We start from the raw sequence: 18,050 nt of genomic DNA, 5'->3' as shown, positions 1-18,050 counted from the left end.
TAATTGTTACAGGCGTTATTGCAGCACTATATTCCCGTTATGTTTTTCTCTTAAAGGAATGCCTTCTTCTTTGAATGCTTTCACTAACATTTCCACGGCTTTTTCAATCTGGCTGAAGGTATGTGTCGCCATCAGTGAAAAACGGATCAGTGTAGCATCAGGAGGAACGGCAGGTGGCACGACAGGGTTCACGAAGATCCCCAGTTCCTGTAATCTTTTGGTAATGCTGAATACCCCTTCTTCATTGCGGATGTAAATAGGAATGATGGGGGTTTCAGATACTTCACCCGTGTCAAAACCAGCATCTTCCAGCAGTTTGCGGGCATACTCTGTATTGTCCCACAATCTCTTGATATGATCAGGTTCTGATTCAATAATATCCAGCGTAGCCAGTACACTAGCCACAGCAGCAGGGGTCATGCTTGCGCTGAAGATCAGTGCGCGGGCAGTGTGTTTCAGGTACTCAATAATGGTATTGTCAGCAGCAATAAAGCCCCCCAGGGAAGCAAAGGATTTGCTGAAAGTACCCATGATCACATCAACCTTGTCAGTAAGACCAAAGTGAGAAGCGGTACCGGTACCATTCATTCCTAAGATACCCAGACCGTGTGCATCGTCTACCATGATATTTGCACCATAGGTATCAGCCAGCGATACGATATCAGGCAGTTTAGCCAGATCGCCTTCCATGCTGAACACCCCGTCTATAGCAATTAAACGCACCGCTGTTGATGGCAATGCCTGTAGCTTGGCTTCGAGGCTGTCCATATCATTGTGCTTGTATTTGACCACCTTGGAGAAGGATAAACGGCTACCATCAATAATGGAAGCGTGATCCAGTTCATCCAGCAGGATGTAATCATTGCGGCCGGTCAGACTTGACAAGGCACCCAGGTTGGCTTGAAAACCAGTGCTGAATACGATGGCGTTTTCTTTGCCTACAAACTTTGCCAGCCTCGCTTCTAATTCCAGATGTAAATCCAGGGTTCCATTCAGAAAACGCGACCCCGCACAACCGGTTCCGTATTTTTCTGTCGCCTTAATAGCTGCTGCTATTACCTGAGGATGGTTTGTGAGCCCGAGATAGGAATTGGATCCAAACATCAGTACTTTCTTACCCTCAATTTCTACCTCAGTGTCCTGACCGGAAGAGATAGGTCGGAAATAAGGCCAGATTCCTCTTTCTTTTGCACTGTTTACCCGGGCTATTCCCGCCATCTTCGCACGTAACATTTTACTCATCTTTTTGCTCTAATTCGGTTGTTGTAACACAATACCTGTGCAATTTCAGATACTGTGTTTTATGACCTGCACCTTTTTCAGATCATAATTGACAGTATTTAATACTTATGACGACAGGCTAATAGCCAGGCATCACACCACTGAATGCAGCGTTTAAAAAAAAAGGTCCAAAAGCAGTATGCGAGTTGCGGTTTAAGCACTATTCACGAAAAATCGTAAATGGTTTTATTTATTAAGTATGTTTGAAAACAAAATGGTGACTATCATTATTCAAACAATGTCCTAATTTGGTGGCCCAAAAACAGTATGCGAGTTGCGGTTTAAGTAGAGTGATCCGGTAGCCCGGACCTTACGATTGACGGCACCAAATTAGGAATAAAAATTGAATTAAGATCAAAAAAAATCTAAATCATCAAGAATCACAATCAGATAGACAAATAAAATTATTTTATACGTTCAATTATTTTCACATTAATTATCAATTAGTTATACAACAAAAAGACCGAACCCATCCAATTGGCACAGTTTTTATATAATATAATTAAACTATTTGTAATTTCACTTCCCTAACGATCTAAACAACATCGTATGCACCTTTCAAAAACCATTTCTGCACTGCTCCTATGTTTTGCTATAGCAGTTTCCGCCAGCGCGCAGGATCAGGAAGCAGATTCTACCGGTTTACCCGGGGACAATTTCAGTTTACAGGGAGCTTTGGATTTATTTAAAAAGGCAGGATCACCTGAAGAATTCGAAAAATTATTAAACACACAGGATAATAAAATCAATAACCTCGACCTGAATGGAGACGGACAGATTGATTATGTGCGTGTTACAGGAAAGAAGCAGGACGATGTACAGATATTTGTACTGCAGGCCCTGGTATCGCCCACTGAAAGTCAGGACGTTGCCGTGATCTCTCTTGAGAAAACTGCTGATGACAATGCAGTGATCCAGATAGAAGGGGATGCTGATATTTATGGTGAATCTACCATAGCAGAGCCATTGCCTGAGGCCGACAATGTATTTAATTACAGTCCTGCCAGCCACGGTCCATCCGTTTCAAGCCCCGAGGGGATTATTGTAAATGTGTGGTTCTGGCCATGTGTTCGCTTTGTATATGCACCGGCTTACACTGTATGGATCTCACCATTCACATGGGTAGCACATCCGGTATGGTGGCGTCCATGGCGTCCAATGCCTTATTACGAATACCGTCCTTACTGTGCACATTACCGTACCCGCTATGTAGTTGTACCTACCCGCAGAATCCAGCCTGCACGTGTAATGTACAGACCTACCCGCATGACTTCTGTAACCGTGATTCAGCGGAACAGGGTTGTGGTGGATAACTATCGTAATAACAGGAATAGCGGCAGGGTAGATCGTGGTGGAAATTATGGCGGCAGAGGCGGTTATACACCGGGAAGGACTAATAATGGCGGTGGCAGTTATACACCGGGCAGAACTAACAATGGTGGTGGGAACTACACCCCTGGAAGAGTGAACAATGGCGGATCTAACGGTGGCGGTAACTATACCCCGGGCAGAACCAACAATGGCGGATCAAATGGCGGTGGTAACTACACCCCGGGCAGAACCAACAATGGCGGCGGCACCAGGCAATCTGTAGGAAACGGCAATAGCGGCGGCAGACAATCCAGCGGCAGCGGCAGATCATCTAACAATGGTGGCGGTTCACGCGGTGGTCGCGTTTCCAGAAACTAATATATTTCCCAGCAGGTAGTTTCCCTCAGGAAACTACCTGTTCTTTTCTTTTACAAAATGCCAGATGCGCCGTTTTCTCCGGCAACTCTACCAACCCCTGATACTCAAACCCCGCTCTCTTATTCAACACATGTATCTTCTCATTTCTCGCATCCGGTTCCACTATCAATCGCTCCACCCTCGCATCACTAAATAAAAACGCCATTATCACCTGAAATACCTGGAAGGTAAAATCCGGTATCCGCTTCTCCACCGGCGCCATCAGGATATGAAATCCGTAATCCCCCGGTAGCGCATCATAATACTCCCCTATCCTATCTTCCTGTGCCTTATAAAACTCCACCAGAAAAGCCGGCTTGTCATTATAAAACCCCAGAAAAGGCTGTACATGCGGCAAAGCGATCAGATCGGCATACATTTTACGCACTGTCTCTATCGTACTATGCTGTAATTGCCAATACACGGCATACTCCCTGTTCACCCAATCGTGAATCAAAGGAATATCAGTATCCAATACCAATGGTCTCAGGAAAAACTCACCGGAAGAAAAAGACGTGCCTGCATCAGCACTTAAAAAAGCAGGTAATTGTTGCGTCATAGTGGAATGGGTTATAAACAGCAAGCTAAAACAATTCAAAAATATCCATTGCTCAAAAATGGAATTTATTTTGCGGAAGCCCAGCTGATTGCATTCCTGAATAGTAAAACATAAGTCGGGTTATCAAACAATTCAGGCGCATGCCCCATAAAAATATATACATTCCGTGCTTTCATACGTGGGTTCGTCCATATCACCGGATGATCACCTTTCAATATAGTATTCACATGTGCCAATACATGCACATCCTGCCGCGGACTCCTGTCATATGAATACCACTCTTCTTTCTTCACTAAAAATGAATCAGGCACACCCCGCATCACCGGATGCTTCGCATCTTCCACCACCACCTCTCCATCCGCAAAATCAGGAATATAATCCTTCCACCTGATATTCCCCATAAACCGGTGAAACCAATCCCACATAGGATACCCATCAAACTCACCCAGTAGTGTAGCATGATGAAAACCGATCCAGCCACCTTTGCCTTTGGTAATGTATGCTTCAAATGCCTTCACTGCCGCTGGTTTCCAGGCATAAGGTGCATAATCCAGTTGTATAAACAATTGATACCTGCTTAAAAAGACTGCATCAATCTTATCTGTATTCTCAATATAATCGATCACGAAATTGCTGTCTTTTGCCAGCTGATCCAGCCACACCTTTGCTCTTTTAGTGTAAGCAATATGATGTCCTCCATTTTCAGCCAGTGCAAGCACATGCAATCGCTGTGCCTGCACCGTACTGCAATAAATTAGAAGTATCATGATTGCTTTCAACATAGTTACGCTTTTTTTGCCTTCCCTAATCCAACTTTAAATTTATCTGGCGTACCTGTCACTTTAATATTCATAAACCGGATCGTTTTGTTCTTATCCCTGTACTCAATCGCATCTTCCTGATCCGGATCCACATCTTCTTTTTTCCTGCCAAACAACCCCTGCCATCCTGCACTCGTTACCACCTTCATGGGCACTCTCAGGTAATACTCCATATTGAAATCCAATCCCTGCTTACCTGAAATCTCTATAAACCCAAGTGATGAGTTGATATTCATTTTAGGAATTTCCAGTACGCCATTCTTCAGGGTCAGCTTATTCTTCAACGTATCAAAGTTGATCTTGTTCAGGTTCTTGTCTTTAAAGTAACTTGCCATCGCCTGCATCGGGGTAAAGTTCACCAGACTACCATTCCTGATATCCACATCCAGTGTAGCTTCTGAATCTTCCAGCCTTGGTGTCAGATCCGGATGCATCAGTACACGGCACCTTACCTGTCCAAACAATCTTCCCTTCACATTCTTATTGATCACATAATCCTGTCCAAAGTAATCCAGCTTCAACATCATCTTCTCAATGTTCACGTCATTGAAACGGATCCTGCTCCTGAACATAATTTTAGCCGGATCAGAACCATTAAAGTGACCTCTCATCCCAATGGTACCTTCAGCAATATTCATTCCCAGGGTATCGATATACATATGATGGTTACTCTGCATCCGCATCTTTGTCGTAAAGTTCTTTATCCACAGATGATGGTACTTCACCTTTCCTACTTCCGCATTCACGGTAATATCTGTAAACGGTACATTGAAAATGTTGAACGCACTCTTATGAATAGAATCCGTTACTGTATTTCTCACGGTTGTTGGCGCTACCAGCGGCTTATCCTCTTCCTCTTCCACACCTGAAAATTTATAATTCGTGAGCTGATCCACATCCAGTTTTTCAGATTTGAATGTGAAGAAATTCGGTTTCTTCCGCTGGGTGGTATCAGATCCTAAAAACAAACGGCCACTGATATCAAAGTCACTGTTACCTATTTTTCCTGTCAGCGTGTCGATGCGTACAAAGCGGTTATTACCATACATGATGGTACCATTGATCTTTTCCAGTGCGATCGGGTGCACTTTCAGTGATCCGGATATATTCGCAATATGAAGTTTAGCAAATTTGAAGACAGAATCATACTTCATATCACACTTGGCACGAAGCCAGATATTACTGGCTACCTCATGCTGATAATCTTTTGGCACATAGTTTTTGCTAATTCTTCCCAGCAGGTCATTCATGGCCAGGTGTTGTGATTTCAGGTCAAATGCTACCTGTGTTTTTCCTCTCTTTACCTTATCAAACCACAACTGGTAGTTGATCACTCTCGCACTCAACTTCAGATCCGTACTATCAATCAGGCCACCGAAGTTACGCATCAGCAATGCAGTATCATTGATCGCCACTTCTGTACCAAAATCATGAAATACATGTGGGTAGTATTTAAAGGATGCATTCAGTTTCTCCATTTTGAAAGTGCCTTTGGGCAATGGAGCAGGATGCAGCAACTGGTTCACAGATGTTTCGAGAGACAAGGCGATGTTAAACCCATTGATCTCTTCCTTTGCTTTTCTTGCTTTGGCAGAATCAAAGGCCAGCACATCGCTCATCAATACCTTATTGCTATGTACATTCAGCGTCACCTTTACTGGTTGCTGGTGCTTGTGGAACACTGCAGGCAGGTCACTCAGTGAGCCACTCAACATGATGTCAGAATGGCCTACGCGCAACGCCAGACTATCCAGCGTTACCATGCCATTCTTCATGTTCGCATGCAGGTTCATATTGCGCACCATATGCGGGTAATTCGGAATCCAGAAGGTCAGCTTGCTCACTGTCAGTTCACTCTGTATACCTTCTTTCAGTTTACCGAGCGAAGCTTCCGGCAGTTGCATATCCACCAGTTCCTTGAAGTTCATGTTCAGACTGATGTGCCCTGTTACCTTCTGCAGGTCTTTGATACCCAGGAAAGCACCGATGAATTCGAGTTCCAGTTCTGAATTCACCTGCATCACAATCTTTGGATCGGTGAAGTCGCGCATCACAAAGTTGCCTTTGAACACACCTTTATCAGGCAATGCGCTCATATTCAGAATGTGCAGCTCAGAGGTTTTGAGCGAATGCTCAGCACCATTGGTATAATATCCTTTAAAGTTAAGACTGTCCACTTTCTTGTTCGCATCCGGGTTCAGGAAGTAAGCATTTTCACAACCGAAGTTGACAGAGATGAGTGGCTTTTCGCCATCGCCCAGTTTACCCTTCATGACGCCTTTGAAAGAGATCCGGCCGTCGTATTTAAATTGTTTCAGTTGCTCCGTCACACTCGCAGGTGCAAAAGATAATAACAGGTTGATATCAGGCTTGTCTCCTTCCAGTTTCACATCAACCAGGTTGCCCTGAGACATATTCAGGGAACCTGTTACACTAAAGCTTGCCTGTTCCAGTTTCAGTTTGCCCACGGGCAGGTTCAGTAACTGATGTTTGCTATCATAACTCAGTTGCAGATCTGTCTCAATATTTTTATGGCGGAAAAGCACAGTGTCAGACGGGGTGGTATAATCAATGACCTGCTTACCTTCCATCGTTGCCTTGATCAGATCCCCATCCATTCTGAACGAGGTCTTGATCTTGTCGATATGTGTGGCCGCATGCGATCCCATCACCTTGTCGGTATACGAGATATCCAGGTCTCTCAGAATAATCTTTTTGATATCCAGCTGCATAGGTGCCGAATCACCGGAAGAAGTAATAGTCGAATCCGACTGAATACGGTTGGCCTCCACGATATCGATCTTCCCATTTTGCTCTTTAACCAGGTGCAGGTAACCATTTTTCACCACCAGTACCTTTACATTATATTGCTGGCGGATGATGTCTGGCAGACTAAATCCGACAAACAATCTTTCAACCTGGTACAAAGGTTTGCCAGTATGCTGTTTGTTAGCATAAAATGTAACATTCTTCAGTCCAATCGATACGTACGGAAAGTTTTCAAATGGGGCGATATTACTGCCCCCCACAACGAGATCACCGGGCAGCTGCTTATTCAGCTCCCTGAGTGCCATTTGTGTTAATCGTTCCTGCTGCGTGTACAAAATAAGAGAGGCGATCCCTAATAATGCCAGCATAGAACCCAATACGATATATAGGATACGAAAAATGCGTTTCCGTGTCTTCATGCTTCTTTAATGATGTGTAAGTTGAGACTTATATAATTATGCAAAATTAACCAGAACCATATAAAATAAAAATATTTTATATGTATATAAAACGCTTCCCGGCACAGTATTCCTCCAGTAATTACCGAATCAGTAAAAAGTACCATAACACCCCCTTATTTCACCATCATATACTCATGAAATCCGGTAATTTTGTACAATCAATAACAACAGCACAATGGCTCGCGCTACAATACCGGTTTACGACGTTTGTACCATCGACAAAAACGGGCAACCGTTGCACCTTATGGTAGAAGACTTTGCCGGTTACCTCGACAAACACTACCAGGCAAGGCATCATCCGCACAGGCACGCCTTCTATCACCTGGTGATGTTTACAAAAGGTAGCGGATCCCACACCATCGACTTTGTCAAATTCGATGTTCAGCCCTTCCAGATCTACTTCATGGTACCAGGACAGGTACACAGCTGGGACTTTACAAGCCGTACAGACGGGTATATTATACATTTCGCCGCCGACTTCTTCCGCTCATTCCTGCTCAATCCAAACTACCTGGACCAGTTCAGCTTTTTCAGTGGCAACAGTCAGCAATCCGTTTGCGAGTTGCCGGGTTACGTTCACCCTGAAGTGACCGAGCTGTTCGAAAAACTGCTGCGGGAAGCAAATCAGCATCCCCAACTCAATTTGGACATGATCTGCCTGCGGTTGCTGGAGCTATTCATTACCGTAGAGCGACATACCTCCCGGGGGGGACCCACTGCCCTGACATTGCACACTTCCATGCAGCTCCGCAACTTCCAACAGCTGATCAATCAGTACTTCCGTACTAAAAGACTGCCAAAAGATTATGCCGCTTTGTTGTACATAACGCCTAACCATCTCAATGCATTGTGCAGAGAATTGTTGGGTAAAACAGCCGGCGACGTCATCCGCGACAGGATCCTCCTGGAAGCTAAACGCCTGCTAACCAACGCGGACATGAGTATATTGGAAATCGCGTACGATCTCAACTTTAAAGACAACTCTTACTTCACCCGTTTCTTTAGAAATTACGAAGGGATCACTCCCGAAGAATTCAGAAAGAAATACATTACTCAATAATATGTGTGCAGAAAAAATCGAGAAACAGCCTAATTTATTCCTTAGCATCTGGAAAAACAGATGCCCAGCCTGCCGTAAAGGAAAGCTCTTTAAGACGGATAATGCATATGATCTGAAGCACTTTACAGAAATGAACGATAGATGCCCGGTGTGTGGAGAAGATCTGCAAAGGGAAATAGGGTTCTATTTTGGAACCGGTTATGTAAGTTATGCCCTCACCGTAGCGATCAGTGTGGCTACCTTTGTGGCCTGGTGGGTACTCCTTGGGTTTTCCCTCTATGATAACAGAATTTTCTGGTGGATTGGTGTGAATGCGGTGTTACTGATCCTTTTGCAGCCACCTATCATGCGCATATCCAGAACCATCTGGCTGGCATTCTTTGTCGGGTATAATCCTGAAATAAAAACAGGACACTATCACCACTAATGTGGTTTAGGTCCTTAGGTCAGCTCAGAATATTGAAATTTAAAATGGTTATGTGAACAATAATTTAACGAGAAGCTCGTTTTTGGTTAACAGGCAGCGGGTGTACGAATCCCGCTGCCTTGTCATCTCTGGGGTTTGTTCAATAAAATCTATGGCCTCGTGAATATTTTTGATTAGTATATCGTCATTGTTGTAGCCCTTCGGCATATTTCGCTTTCACATTTCCCTTTCGACATCACAAAAGTACAGCCTGTTCTCCCGGAAAAAAATCCCGGAAAACAGGGGTTTTCTTAGCTGATCATATTAAAAACAATCTAAATCCAATAATCTCAACCAATTAGCTATATTTATAAAATATTTTATATATTTCCATCCGGATGGGAACATTATTTACTTACAAGCGGGTACTAAGTATACTCATAATCATGCTGTTAATAGCTAACAGCGTATTTATCACCAGCTGCTCCAGGTCCAAACCGACCTATCTGGATAGTCTTCAGAATGCCATTCGTCGGGTACCTGACGAAGCATCAAGAGTGGAATTATTCCTCCGGCTTGCAAAAAAATTGCAAACCACCGACAGCGCTTTAGCCTTCTCTTACATACAACAGGCACTTAAACTGGAAGAAAAACGGGACAACAAGCTCGGCATCGCCAGTGCTCATCTGGCCCTGGGTGAATGGTACCGCACGTACCACGACCCTCAGGAAGCGGAAAAGTACCTGATCCTGGCCAAAGAGGCCCTCAAAAAGGACACAGCCAGGGAAAGCCGCAAGCTCATGGCCATGACACGGATCAATCTCGCCATGGTCATGGGCGACAAAAGCTATACCCAGCTACAGGTAGAAGAATACCTGAAAGCCATCCCCGTACTCGAACAGCTTAATGAGCCCAAAATACTGGGGGGCACCTATCAGAGCCTGGGGGATATCTTCTTTAATAAGGCACAATACAAAACCGCCACTACTTATTATAATAAGAGCCTGGATACCTACGCAGATTCTGCAGCGTTTACGGAAGATATCATCAGCCGTCACCTGAACCTGTCCAGTTGTATGTTTTACCTGGATAGCCTGTCGCAGATGCAACAACACCTCGCAGACGCCAAGAAGAAACTGGACTCCATGCCTGGCGACTCTTCCAACCTGTGGGCTTCCTGGTTCGATTACCAGGGGCAACTGGATCAGAAGCACCAGATGTATGTACATGCTACTACGATGTTCAATAGCGGATTGTCCATCGCCCGGCGCTACCAGGACAATACTACAATCTGTCAGAACCTTTATTCCCTGGCCAAATTGTACAACCGCCTGGGCCAGTATGATATAGCCATGTCATTCATGAATGAATATACCACGCTGGCGTCTTCCCTCAGGGATTACCCACTGCACATGCTGGCGCTGGACCTCATGGCGGATATTGCTTACAAACAAAGTAATTCAGATCAGGGCTACCGTTTCCTGAGACAATATATTACCCTTTCCGATAGTATGCAGGAGCAGGAAGTCACGGCCAAACTGCACGAACTGGAAACCCAGTTCCAGACCTCTGAAAAGGAAAGGCGCATACTGCAACTGCAACATGAAAACGAAAGACAGGAATTTGCCCTGCAAAAAAACAGGTTGTTGATTTCCCTGATGATCGTGATTATGATTTCGTTATTAGTCGTTGCAGGTTTGAGTTATCTGTTCTACCGAAATGGCCGCAAACTCCTCACACAACAGGAGCAACTGCACCAGTTCGAAGTAGACCGCATCCGCCAGGAACACCACATTTCCCTTTTGAGCGCCATGCTCGAAGGGCAGGAACAGGAACGTACCCGACTGGCCAGAGATCTGCACGATGGATTGGGTGGGTTGTTATCTGGTATCAAACTTGAGCTATCTACCATCCCTACCATAGATGATATTGAGATCAAGCATGACAAAGTAAACAACACACTACAACGACTGGACGGCGCCATGGACGAATTGCGTCGTATAGCGCGTAGCATGATGCCTGAAATCCTGATTAAATATGGACTGGGTGAAGCAACAGTAGAATACTGCCGTGGCCTTAAAAAGACCGGAGTTAATAATATCGTCTGCCAGGTATACAACTTCCATACAGATAGTATGAAACATACCCGCCAGGTTGTACTTTACAGAATTATGCAGGAGCTGGTCAACAATGCTATCAAGCATGCCGACGCCTCCCAGATCCTCGTACTCCTTCAGCAAACCGGCGATACCATCTTTCTCACAATAGAAGATGATGGTGCCGGCTTTGACACCACGCAGGGAAATAAGCTGAAAGGCGCAGGCCTCGCCAATATTCAGGCCCGTGTAGACTTCCTCGGTGGAAAAATGGAAATTCAATCAGAAATAGGAACAGGAACCACCATCACAATCGAATGTGCAACAAGCGAAAAAAATGATGCATGATAAAGGTTATAGTTGTTGAAGACCACCCCATTATGGTGGAAGGACTGAAGAACATACTACGTTCTGACCTGACCATTAATGTGATCGGGGATTATGGCAATGGAAAAAGTGTACTACAGGCATTGGAAGAAAAGGAGCACCCGGATGTCATTCTCATGGATGTAAACCTTCCGGATGTGAGTGGCATAAACCTGACCACTGAAATAAAAAAGAAATACGAGGATATCAAGATCATCGCTCTCAGCGTACATGATGAGCAACCTGTGATTCACAGTATGCTACATAACGGGGCCAGTGGATATGTGTTGAAAAATGCGCTGGGTAATGAAATCATCAAAGCTATCAATACTGTGATGGATGGAGAAGAATACCTTTGTACAAGTACCCGCGAAGCACTGAAAAGCGCTGATCAGGACCTGCTCAAAGCCATCCCCCGTATTACCCGCCGTGAAAAGGAGATCCTCCAGCTCATAGGCAAGGGGCTCACTACTATTCAGATAGCAGAACAATTATTTATCAGTACCCATACAGTAGAAAGCCATCGTAAGAACCTGATGGAAAAATTCGGTGTGAACAATACGACTTCGGTTGTAAAACTCGCTGCTGAATACAAACTATTGTAACTGGGAATACACCTGCAGCTTCGCGGTATCTGTCACGGCTATGCTCTTGCCGGATACAGCGATGGCCTGCTCCTGTATCAGTTCACTCATCACCCTGAAAGCCGTTTCGTACGTGGTACCTGTATAAGAAGCCAGATCCTGTCTGCTTAATATCAGGTCTATATTCCCCTCGGCATCCTGCCCAAATTTTTCCAATAATAATAACAGGGCATACGCTACTCTTCCCTTCACCGGCATATTCACCAGGTTCCGCATTTTCTGCTCTGACTCCTGGAGTTCAGTGGCATAGAAGAGCATCATAGCATACAGAAAATCATGGTTGACCTTTAGCGAAGTCTGGAAAAAATCAATGGGGATAAAACAAACTTCCACAGCTTCCAGCGCGGTAGCCGATACAGGGTAAAGTAAGGTTGTACCCACTCCCCGATGACCAACAATGTCTCCCTTGCGGGCAAAGCGGACTATCAATTCCTTCTCCTCTCCCCAGTGCTTATGCACTTTTACAGAACCACTATACAAAAAGTAAATGCCCTGTACCGGTTCGCCTTCCTTAAATAATAATCCTCCTTTTTTGACAGTATAGGTTTGTTTGTGTGCCTGTATTGCAGGTTTCCATTCGGGTACACAAAGCTTACAAAACATACAGGTGGCGACGTCGCAACCTGGTTTATCTTTCTTCATCGTTCTTCTTTTTGATCAACGCCTGCACTTTGGCAGTTATGTTACGCAAACGTACTACTTCTCCGACTACTATCACAGCTGGATTTGCCATTCCTTCATGATGTGCTTTATAATAGATATCCTTTACGGTACCGAGTACCATTTTATCCCTGCCTGTAGTGGCTTCCTGTATGATGGCCACCGGCAGATCCTTCTTACCATGCTTGGAAAAGATTTCCATGATGGCTTCCAGTCTGCTCATCGCCATTAATATAATCACAGTAGCAGTCGATCGGGCTGCCAGTTCAATATCTCCTGAAATATCGCCGGTCAGTGTAGTGCCGGTTGTTACCCAAAAGCTTTCGGTCACCCCCCTGCTGGTCAATGGAATCATCTGTGATTCCGCCGCTGCCAGCGCACTGGAAATACCGGGAATAACGTCCACTGGTATACCTGCGGCATTCGCTGCTGCAATTTCTTCACCTGCACGGCCAAATACAAAAGGGTCCCCCCCTTTCAGTCTTACTACATGCCCGTGGCTAAAAGCATACTCTACGATCAGGTGGTTGATCTCCTGCTGAGACAAAGAATGGCATCCATATCGCTTGCCTACAAAACGCAGCACTGCATCCGGCCGGGCATAACTCAGCAAAGCCTCGTTCACCAACGCATCATATAATATTACATCTGCCTGTTTTAAAACATTAATGGCCTTTAGCGTAATTAGTTCCGGATCACCCGGACCAGCACCTACCAGGGATAATTTTGCCATGCTTCCTCTATATTATAAATAATTATATTTGATACAAATCATACTATTCAATATAAATTTACAATCATTATTCTTAATTTTATGATGCAAGTCATATAAAAAGGAAGAAATTCGATAGTCAGTCAGGAAAAAGTTATCATATTAACTATTTCGTAATAAATAACCTTCTGCTTCTTATCAACCATGAAAATAGTAATCATTGGCAACGGAATGGTGAGCTATAAGTTTTGTGAGAAAATAATCTCAAAGACACACACAACACCACCTCAGATCACGATATTTGGCGAAGAGCCCCGTCCGGCTTACGACCGTGTTCACCTAAGCGAATTTTTCGCCGGCAAAACTGCGGATGACCTCCTCCTCGCACCTGCTGACTGGTACAGCAAAAATAATATTCGGCTGCATACCGGAGACCCTGTTCAACATATAGATCGTGAAAATAAGACCGTTCACTCTTACAAAGGTATCAACGAATCTTATGATTTTCTCATATTCGCCACAGGTTCAGCTGCTTTTGTTCCTCCCATCCCCGGTGTTGACAAAAATGGTGTATTTATATACCGTACCATCGAGGACCTGGAACTAATGCGCGACTACGCCCCCAAAGCAAAGCGTGGCGTAGTGATAGGCGGTGGTCTGTTGGGCCTGGAAGCAGCCAAAGCCATGCTGGACCTCGGCATTCCTGACACCCATGTCATCGAATTTGCGCCAAGACTCATGCCCCGGCAGATTGATGATGCCGGCTCCCGCATTCTCCAATCCAAACTCAGCCAGCTGGGCCTGGAAATTCATACCAACAAGAACACCTCTATTATATTAGGTGATGATACCATCACGGGTTTACAATTTTCCGACGACTCTATCCTTGAGGCAGACATGCTTGTGATCTCTGCAGGTATCAAGCCCAGAGATGAACTGGCAAAACTGTGCGGTCTGGATACCGGCCACAGAGGCGGCATAGTAGTCAACGACCAGCTGCAAACCACCGACCCGGCCATCTTTGCCATTGGTGAATGCGCCTTACATAATGGTATGGTTTATGGCCTCGTTGCCCCCGGCTATGAAATGGCGGATGTAGTCGTTTCTAACCTCACCGGCAGCAACAAAACCTTTACCGGTTACGACATGAGCACCAAACTCAAACTCATCGGCGTAGATGTAGCCAGCTTCGGAGATCCTTTTACCGGCCGTCCGATTGTATATGAAGACACCATGAAAGGCATCTATAAACGTATTAATGTATCTGACGATGGTAAAACACTGATAGGCGGTATTCTCGTTGGGGAAGCGGAAGCTTACAACATGCTCCTGCAAACCGCTAAGAACAAAGTGGTGCTGCCCCCCAATCCTGAAGATGTACTGCTCGGCGCCCGCGGAGGCAATGCTGAAGCAGGTGCCGGGGTATTAGGCCTGCCTGACGAAGCCATCATCTGTAGCTGTGAAAGTGTGACCAAAGCCACCATCTGCCAGGCAGTAGAAGCAGGTAATGAAACACTGAATGATGTAAAGAAATGTACCAAAGCCGGTACCTGCTGTGGAGGTTGCGTACCTATGGTCAAAGACCTCATCACTTCTACCATGAAGGCACAGGGCAAATACATCCGTAATGTGATCTGCGAACACTTCCACTATTCCCGCCAGGAATTGTACGACCTGATCAAAGTAAAACACCTGTATACTTTCGATGAAGTACTGGACACTTACGGTCATGGCGATGGCTGCGAAACCTGCAAACCCGTAGTCGCCTCCATCCTGGCCAGCCTCTGGAACGAACTCATTCTCGACAAAGGCAATGACACCGTTCAGGATTCCAACGACCGTTTCCTCGCCAATATCCAGAAAGGTGGTACCTACTCAGTAGTACCCCGCATTCCCGGTGGCGAAATCACCCCTGCTAAATTACTGGTCATCGCACAAGTGGCCCTTAAATACAATCTCTACACCAAAATCACAGGTGGTCAACGTATAGACCTGTTCGGAGCTCACCTCAGCGATCTGCCTTCCATCTGGGAAGAGTTGATCGCTGCGGGCTTCGAAAGTGGCCATGCGTATGGCAAAGCACTGCGTACAGTAAAAAGCTGTGTAGGTTCTACCTGGTGCCGTTTTGGTCTGCACGACAGTGTAAGCTTCGCTATTCAGATAGAAGAACGCTATCGTGGTTTGCGTGCACCACATAAAATTAAATCAGCTGTATCAGGTTGTATCCGTGAATGTGCTGAAGCCCAGAGCAAAGACTTTGGCATCATCGCTACCGAAAAAGGCTGGAACCTGTATGTAGGTGGCAATGGTGGTTCCAAACCACAACACGCCATCCTGCTGGCTTCGGACCTGGACAGCGACACCTGCATCCGCTACATCGATCGCTTTCTCATGTTCTATATCAAAACTGCAGACCCACTCACGCGTACGGCTACATGGCTCAACAAGCTGGATGGTGGCATTACCTACCTCCGCAATGTAGTCGTGAACGATAGTCTGGGTATTGCAGGCCAGCTGGAAGCAGAAATGCAATCCCTCGTAGACAGGTACAAGTGCGAATGGAAAGAAGTGGTTGACAATCCAGAACTCCGCAAGCGATTCAATCACTTCGTAAACGCCCCCGGCGAAAAAGATCCTACCGTAAAATTTGATCATCTCAGAGAACAAAAAAAAGCTGCCGAATGGAAATAACTACCAACACTCAGAAAGATTGGGTACTCGCCTGTCACACCACCGATGTACCTGCTAACGGTGGCGTATGTGTAAAACTGGGCGATGAACAGATTGCCCTGTTCTACTTTGCCCGCCGAAACGAATGGTATGCTACCCAGAACCTTTGTCCGCACCGCCAGCAGATGGCCCTGAGCCGGGGTATGACCGGCACGCAGGAAGGCGAACCCAAAGTGGCCTGCCCCTTCCATAAAAAAACATTCTCGTTGAAAGACGGACGCTGCCTCACGGATGAGCATGAATGTAACATCACCACTTACCCCGTGAAAGTGGTTGAAAATAAAGTATATATAGGAGTGTATAATGCGGCGATGGTTATGTAAATTACGATAGAACCTGTCATGTATTGAATAATAACAGTGTAACAATCGTAATTCACACCACTCAACCAGAATTTATGAAGCTACTGTTCCGCGCCGGAGCATTCTCCATCGTACTTAGCGCTATCTTCTACCTCCATGCAGATGCGCAGTTTTCTATCGGGGCTCAATTAAGAACACGCACGGAATACCGTGATGGACAAGGGGCACCACTACCACAGGGATCAAACCCCGCCGTCTTTACATCTCAGCGTACCCGCCTCATGACAGGGTTTTCCGGTTACCGTTTCAAACTGGGTGCTACTATCCAGGATGTAAGAGTATGGGGCCAGGATGTATCAGTGATCAACCGCACCACTACCCAGGACCTCAATGGCCTGATGGTACACGAAGCCTGGGCAGAAGTAATGTTGCTCGACACCGTTTACAAAAACAAAGCCCTGAACCTAAAGGTCGGCAGACAGGAAATTGCCTACGACGATATGCGGCTGCTGGGTAACCTGGACTGGCTGCAACAAGGTCGTCGCCACGATGCAGCTATCCTGAAGTATGAAACAGGCCCTTTCCAGTTACACCTGGGTGGCGGCTTTAATCAAAACAAGGAAAACAGCACAGGAACGATTTATAACGAAACGCCTCCTGGCAACTACACAGCTACCACTAACGCAGGTACCATGTACAAAGCCATGGAATTCCTCTATGCCGGTAAGAAATTTAAGAAGGGCAATATATCGTTCCTCTTCTTCGCCGACCAGTTTTCTAAATATCACATCGATACTGTGGCAGGTGTGGCGACTAAAACATATGAACAGGCGACCTACACCCGCATGACCACCGGACTGTTTTACACCAACACATTTAATAAGTGGACGGTGACAGCTTCGGGTTATTACCAGTTTGGTAAAGGCGCCACTGGCCTGAAACTGAACGCAGCTACCCTGAATGGTAACTTCATGTACCAGGTATCCAAACCATTCAGCGCAGGTGCCGGTGTAGACTTTGCCACAGGTGGCACGTCATCGGACGGCAAGACCAGCAACGCCTTTGACTTCCTGTATGGTACCCCTCATAAATACTGGGGCTATATGGACTACTTCTATGTAGGCAGTCCGTTTGGCAACAGGGGCTTACAGGACTACTATATCAAAACGAAATTCAAACCAAATACCAAATGGACACTCACCGGCGATATTCATGAATTCCTTGCCAGTAGTGAGATACCAGGGTATGATACCCGCCGTTTTGGGGAAGAGCTGGACATCGTAGCCAACCTTGCCCTGACGAAGGTAGTCAGCTTCGAAGGTGGTTATAGCCACTTCTGGAGCACCAATGCATTAACATCCGCAGGCGTTAAAAATGTTGCAAACGCTAAGAGTAATAGTAACTGGGCTTACTTAATGATCATCATCAAACCGGATTTTATTTTCAAGTAAAGGA

14 protein-coding genes are annotated in these 18,050 nt (G+C 45.5%); 8 read left to right on the top strand and 6 right to left on the bottom strand.

Annotated features, from left to right (window positions below; translation table 11 throughout):
• Window positions 1-15 precede the first annotated feature (15 nt).
• Window positions 16-1,242, bottom strand: a complete 1,227-nt coding sequence (gene spt / locus SIO70_RS12940) for a serine palmitoyltransferase (protein WP_083722743.1) — start codon at window positions 1,240-1,242, stop codon at window positions 16-18.
• 588 nt (window positions 1,243-1,830) lie between these two features.
• Here spt and SIO70_RS12935 point away from each other — a divergent pair.
• Entirely contained in the window at window positions 1,831-2,970 is a 1,140-nt protein-coding gene (locus SIO70_RS12935) for a hypothetical protein (protein ID WP_320581270.1), read from the top strand.
• Window positions 2,971-2,995: 25 nt separating this feature from the next.
• Here SIO70_RS12935 and SIO70_RS12930 read toward each other — a convergent pair whose 3' ends face one another.
• The 3 genes from SIO70_RS12930 to SIO70_RS12920 all read right to left on the bottom strand — a co-directional run bounded on the left by SIO70_RS12930 (window position 2,996) and on the right by SIO70_RS12920 (window position 7,577).
• Window positions 2,996-3,568: a GNAT family N-acetyltransferase gene (locus SIO70_RS12930; RefSeq protein ID WP_320581269.1), complete on the bottom strand. Its 573-nt coding sequence runs from the start codon at window positions 3,566-3,568 to the stop codon at window positions 2,996-2,998.
• Window positions 3,569-3,633: 65 nt separating this feature from the next.
• Entirely contained in the window at window positions 3,634-4,350 is a 717-nt protein-coding gene (locus SIO70_RS12925; RefSeq protein ID WP_320581268.1) for a ThuA domain-containing protein, read from the bottom strand.
• A gap of 2 nt (window positions 4,351-4,352) precedes the next feature.
• On the bottom strand, window positions 4,353-7,577 hold the full coding sequence (locus tag SIO70_RS12920) for an AsmA-like C-terminal region-containing protein (RefSeq protein ID WP_320581267.1): 3,225 nt from the start codon (window positions 7,575-7,577) through the stop codon (window positions 4,353-4,355).
• Window positions 7,578-7,794: 217 nt separating this feature from the next.
• Here SIO70_RS12920 and SIO70_RS12915 point away from each other — a divergent pair, with 217 nt between their 5' ends.
• The 4 genes from SIO70_RS12915 to SIO70_RS12900 all read left to right on the top strand — a co-directional run bounded on the left by SIO70_RS12915 (window position 7,795) and on the right by SIO70_RS12900 (window position 12,152).
• Window positions 7,795-8,679, top strand: coding sequence for a helix-turn-helix transcriptional regulator (locus SIO70_RS12915; RefSeq protein WP_320581266.1), 885 nt, complete (start codon window positions 7,795-7,797; stop codon window positions 8,677-8,679).
• A 1-nt stretch (window position 8,680) separates the two neighbouring features.
• The gene (locus SIO70_RS12910; RefSeq protein ID WP_320581265.1) at window positions 8,681-9,106 is read left to right on the top strand and encodes a DUF983 domain-containing protein; all 426 of its coding nucleotides are present in this window, start codon (window positions 8,681-8,683) and stop codon (window positions 9,104-9,106) included.
• A 425-nt stretch (window positions 9,107-9,531) separates the two neighbouring features.
• A complete protein-coding gene (locus tag SIO70_RS12905) occupies window positions 9,532-11,529 on the top strand; it encodes an ATP-binding protein (RefSeq protein WP_320581264.1) in 1,998 nt (665 codons plus the stop codon).
• A complete protein-coding gene (locus tag SIO70_RS12900; protein WP_320581263.1) occupies window positions 11,526-12,152 on the top strand; it encodes a response regulator transcription factor in 627 nt (208 codons plus the stop codon). Before SIO70_RS12905 ends, SIO70_RS12900 begins: the two co-directional genes overlap by 4 nt.
• On the opposite strand, the gene SIO70_RS12895 is transcribed toward SIO70_RS12900, so the two are convergent.
• Both SIO70_RS12895 and cobA read right to left on the bottom strand, forming a co-directional pair.
• Window positions 12,144-12,833 carry a Crp/Fnr family transcriptional regulator gene (locus tag SIO70_RS12895; RefSeq protein WP_320581262.1) on the bottom strand — a complete coding sequence of 230 codons (690 nt, stop codon included), beginning with the start codon at window positions 12,831-12,833 and terminating at the stop codon, window positions 12,144-12,146. The two genes, SIO70_RS12900 and SIO70_RS12895, sit on opposite strands and share 9 nt — an antisense overlap.
• On the bottom strand, window positions 12,820-13,584 hold the full coding sequence (cobA, locus tag SIO70_RS12890; protein ID WP_320581261.1) for a uroporphyrinogen-III C-methyltransferase: 765 nt from the start codon (window positions 13,582-13,584) through the stop codon (window positions 12,820-12,822). The genes SIO70_RS12895 and cobA overlap by 14 nt, the downstream gene beginning before the upstream one ends.
• A 183-nt stretch (window positions 13,585-13,767) precedes the next feature.
• Between cobA and nirB the strand changes: the two genes are divergently transcribed.
• The 3 genes from nirB to SIO70_RS12875 all read left to right on the top strand — a co-directional run bounded on the left by nirB (window position 13,768) and on the right by SIO70_RS12875 (window position 18,046).
• Complete coding sequence (gene nirB / locus SIO70_RS12885) at window positions 13,768-16,254, top strand: nitrite reductase large subunit NirB (protein WP_320581260.1); 2,487 nt, start codon at window positions 13,768-13,770, stop codon at window positions 16,252-16,254.
• On the top strand, window positions 16,245-16,616 hold the full coding sequence (nirD, locus tag SIO70_RS12880; RefSeq protein ID WP_320581259.1) for a nitrite reductase small subunit NirD: 372 nt from the start codon (window positions 16,245-16,247) through the stop codon (window positions 16,614-16,616). Before nirB ends, nirD begins: the two co-directional genes overlap by 10 nt.
• Window positions 16,617-16,690: 74 nt before the next feature.
• Window positions 16,691-18,046, top strand: a complete 1,356-nt coding sequence (locus SIO70_RS12875; protein WP_320581258.1) for an alginate export family protein — start codon at window positions 16,691-16,693, stop codon at window positions 18,044-18,046.
• Window positions 18,047-18,050 lie beyond the last annotated feature (4 nt).

Source organism: Chitinophaga sancti (genome assembly GCF_034087045.1).
GTDB classification, from domain to species: domain Bacteria; phylum Bacteroidota; class Bacteroidia; order Chitinophagales; family Chitinophagaceae; genus Chitinophaga; species Chitinophaga sancti_B.
Note: the sequence above shows the minus strand (reverse complement) of the source record. Positions and strands in the feature narration are given on the sequence as shown.